Source organism: Rhodococcus sp. NPDC059968, assembly GCF_042738615.1.
In the GTDB taxonomy this organism is placed as follows: Bacteria; Actinomycetota; Actinomycetes; order Mycobacteriales; family Mycobacteriaceae; genus Rhodococcus_F.
Genome location: NZ_JBHWUE010000220.1, coordinates 1 through 3953 on the forward strand (window position 1 = coordinate 1; position 3953 = coordinate 3953).

A 3953-nucleotide genomic window follows, 5' to 3' on the forward strand; every position below is an offset into this window, starting at 1 on the left:
CCACTAAAGCGCATCTCCGGCGGAAACAGGCTGGACATAAAACCTGCGTAGGGTGCCCAAAATGCTTTAGCCGCAATACCACTGGTAAAGACAGCGGCCGCGATAGCAAGCGCCGGCTGCCCCGCATTGAGCAGGGGGAAGTAGGCGGCCACCCCGACACCGAGAGCAAGAAGCCCACAGATCGCCAACTTACGCAGGCCGATCCGATCGGCGAGCACACCCATCAGCGCCGCGTGTCGCAGCCGGGGGTCCGAGATTGTTGCCATGGGGTCACTTCTTCATCGCGTCGTCGTGAGGGATGTCATGAGTGTGGTGGCTGACAAGAATTCACACAAGGTACAGTTGATGCGCGAAACCGTTCACCTTTTCTGAATGATTGGAATGAGGCTCATGCTCGATGTGCGCCGCTTACGGCTCCTCTATGAGCTCGACAGGCACGGGACCATTGTCTCCGTTGCGGAGGCCCTACATTTCGCACCGTCCGGCGTTTCCCAACAACTCAGCCAGCTCGAGACCGAGGCCGGTGTCCCGCTGCTCGAACGAGTAGGGCGCAATGTGCGGCTGACCGCCCAAGCGAAGGTGCTCGTCGAACACGCGAAGAAAGTTTTCGCGCAACTCGAGCAGGCCGAGTCCGACCTCGCGGCCGCAGCACACCAACCAGTCGGCACCATCCGCATCGGGGCGTTCCAGACCGTCGCAGAATCGATCGTGCCCGGCGCCCTGGTTGCGTTACGCCAGCACGAACGGCTCCGAGTCGAGGTCGTCGAGGCCAAACCCAGCACCGCACTGCCCGCTCTGCTCGCCCGGGACCTCGACCTGCTCATCACCGAACAATTCCCCGGGCACCCCTTCCCCGTACCAGCCGAGATCATTCGCCTTCCCGTGGCCGATGACCCGCTGTACCTCGCCCGCCCCGACCACCCCGCGTCGTGGGACCTGGCCGACGCACGCCACGACGCATGGGTGATGGAACCTGAAGGCAGTGTCGGTCGCCGATGGGCCATCGCGCGGTGCCGCGACGCGGGCTTCGAACCCGACATCCAGTTCGAAGCCGCCAACTTGTCGATCCACGTGCAGCTGGTACGCGCGGGCCACGCCAGCGCGTTTCTGCCCGGCCTGCTCTGGCGCACTCACCGACGTCCACCAAGTCTCCGTCGGCTTCCCGGCGAAAAGCGCTCCATCTCCATAGCCCTGCGCGCCGGCAGCGAGACCCACCCCGCAATCACGGCTGTGTGTCGCGAAATCCAACACTCCGCCTCCGCCATTCCTTCCAACAGCCGAGACGGTTATACGAGCGCAGCCAACAGCGACGTGATCCCGTAGCCCATCGGGTTCCGCATCACCAGGGATATGGTGGTGCGATCAAACTACGTCGATCTTCTCGAACATCTGGCCGCCGACCCGGTAGAGGTCATTTTCGTCGCGGACGGCTCATGCCCAGCCGTTGAGTCTATTGACGCCGGCCAAAGGTGGTGCGACGGATTGCCCTGGCCGCCGATGTTCCGCGGTTCTACACGCACCCCACACGGCATCTGTGTTTGACGGATCTGGCCCGGATGGGCTGGCTGCACACGATGGCAACCCTTCACCGGCATCGCCACACAGACTCGACGCTTGGAAATATCCACCTGTGGGCGGGATCTGGCCGACAAGGTCGGCTGAGGCATGGACCACATCCACGCCTGGTGCATCTCGATGCTCACCGGCATGGACGCCGCGACGGCAGGAACACCGCGGTGACCGCGCCGCAGCGGGAGGCCGTCAACCCAGACTCCGAATCACGTTAATGCTCATAGCTCGTCCCGCATCACTTCGACACCACTATCGAGGTACGAGGAGAGGAGGCGAGGGCCATCGATGAACTCGGTGTGCGCAACCTGTGGCGGCTCCAATATCACGCTCCGAACGCGCCGGCTGGCGTGTAGTTGGACGACTGCTGCGAGCTGGGGACAGTCAACGCAGAGCCGAATTCGCCACCCACCGCGCATCGGCGGCGCGCGACTCGACGGAGACCAAACCGTGGCGATATTCGAAGCCATCGACAAGCGCTGTCCCACAGCCCTTTTTACGACAATCTCAGGGTTCGGAGCCCTGGGCGGCTGATCGGACAGCAGGTGCTGGTCCGCACCAGCCGGGGACCTGGTGCGGATCTTCGACAGAGAGCGGTTGCTCCGAGATCCCCGGTGCCCCTACTGATAAGTCAGCTGGAGTGGACTCCGCCTTCCAGAACATGCTTTTCCAAGGACCCGAAGGACGTCGGAGAAGGCGCCTACCGACATCCACCCCGACGTAGCAGCTGCTCAGATCAGTGATACTCATTGGCTCCTGGTTGTCGACATGGTGTGGCAGCATCAGCCAACTGCCGCAGGCTCGTCGCAGTCTCGAGTGAGGCGACCGCATCCTCTAGTCGGACGAACTGATCGCGATCGAGGACGTCGGAGCATGCTGTCCAGGCCTTGGCCGTAAGCTCGCCCCAGCTCAGTGGTCGTTCGGGCTCCCCCCTCGGCAGATCAACCTCTGCCTTCATAGTTCCTTCCGAGGGGGTCGTCACCAGGACGCGGGCGGGGCGGCTCTCGGGTAGCGCCTCGTCGAGTGTCGGATCGTGGACCACGACTACACGCTGCGCGAGCGCCCGCACCCGCTCATCGCGATAGCGGGTATATGAGCGTTCCGCCAGTGATAGGTCTCCATGAACGAGTGCTGCAGCCACGGTCAGTTGTAGGCTGCTTTCGGCGCCGGGGAGACTGGTCACCACCGGACGATCGCATTCGTCGGCGGCGATGCGGTACACCTCAACCCGTACCGTCTCCACTTCATCAACCGAGTGAATAGCCTTCCGCAGTGACAGAGCGGCTTCGATCGCACCGTGTGTGTGACGACATGACGAGAACAGCTTCGTGTACGTCTGAAGGATCTTTGGGCCGTGCGGGTCAGGACTGGCGATTTCGGCGTGGCGCAACGCGCCATTGGCCATCGCCGCAGCCATGCCGTACTTGCCCTCCAGGATTGTGAGCGGACCGGCCATTCCCTCACGGGCCAAAAAGGCCGCGTCTACCCCAATTCGGGCGGCATTGCCACCGACGAAGTAGGAGGACATGTCGCCATAGTGGGAGTACTCCATAAGTCCACCACTGACAGAACCGGCGAGAGCCATGGCGTTCTCGAGCGCCTTGACGGCGCCGTCGTCCAATACCAGGGTCGCAGCCGCCGCAGCGGCGATCGCGCCGACCGTGCCTGACGGATGGAACCCTTGGCTTAGATGCTCGGGGTTGATGGCGGCGCCAACGCGCGCGAAGACCTCATAGCCGCCGATGATCCCGGAGAGGAACCTGCGTCCACTTGCGGCGCTCGCCTCCGCCGAGGCGAGCGCCGCAGGAATGACCGCGATCCCGGGATGGCCGTGTGCCCTCCTCATGCCGTCGTCGCATTGCAGAGCGTGTCCCAGCAGACCGTTCAAGCCAGCGGCGTCGCTCGGCGAGAGCCGAGCCCGCTCACCGAGGATTGAGCATCCGGTCGAGTCCGAATCGACCTGAAAGGATCGACTTAGTTTGCTGCGCAGTGCGAGCCGACCGACTTCGGTTCGAGATCCACCGATCGCTAACGCGACCAGATCGAGCACGCACTCCTTGGCACGCTGTACCGCCGCTGAGCCGCCTTGACTGGGCGCTGCGGCTTCAGAACAGTGCGCTGCGAGTGCGCTCATGAGACTTGGTGTGTTCATCGGATCTCAAGAACCCATAGGTGCCGGCCCGTCGACATCACCGTTTTGTAGCCGTCGGAGACGACGACGGTGTCTTCGACCTCAGGACCGCCCCGGTAGATCTCGTAGTAGGGCGGTAAGCAGCCTGTTGGGTCGTTCACCGCCCGCATCCCATCTTCCCGGTGTAGCCCGAGCGGGTCGAGTCCCTCGTCTCCGCGGCCGTGATCACGACACCGTCCTGAGCTCCCGCGTG

Annotated in this window: 3 protein-coding genes and 1 pseudogene; 1 reads left to right on the plus strand and 3 read right to left on the minus strand. The window is 63.4% G+C overall.

The annotated features are described in order from the left end of the window. A pseudogene (locus ACFWAY_RS53130) lies at positions 1 to 266 on the minus strand (hypothetical protein); the annotation flags it as partial. Between the two features lie 106 nt (positions 267 to 372). Between ACFWAY_RS53130 and ACFWAY_RS53135 the strand changes: the two are divergent. Then, on the plus strand, positions 373 to 1323 hold the full coding sequence (locus tag ACFWAY_RS53135) for a LysR family transcriptional regulator (protein WP_378516454.1): 951 nt from the start codon (positions 373 to 375) through the stop codon (positions 1321 to 1323). Positions 1324 to 2305: 982 nt separating this feature from the next. Here the strand turns inward: ACFWAY_RS53135 and ACFWAY_RS53140 are convergent. Together ACFWAY_RS53140 and ACFWAY_RS53145 are read right to left on the minus strand one after the other, a co-directional pair. Next, positions 2306 to 3721: an MmgE/PrpD family protein gene (locus tag ACFWAY_RS53140; RefSeq protein ID WP_378516455.1), complete on the minus strand. Its 1416-nt coding sequence runs from the start codon at positions 3719 to 3721 to the stop codon at positions 2306 to 2308. Next, on the minus strand, positions 3718 to 3861 hold the full coding sequence (locus tag ACFWAY_RS53145) for a hypothetical protein (protein ID WP_378516456.1): 144 nt from the start codon (positions 3859 to 3861) through the stop codon (positions 3718 to 3720). Before ACFWAY_RS53145 ends, ACFWAY_RS53140 begins: the two co-directional genes overlap by 4 nt. Positions 3862 to 3953 lie beyond the last annotated feature (92 nt).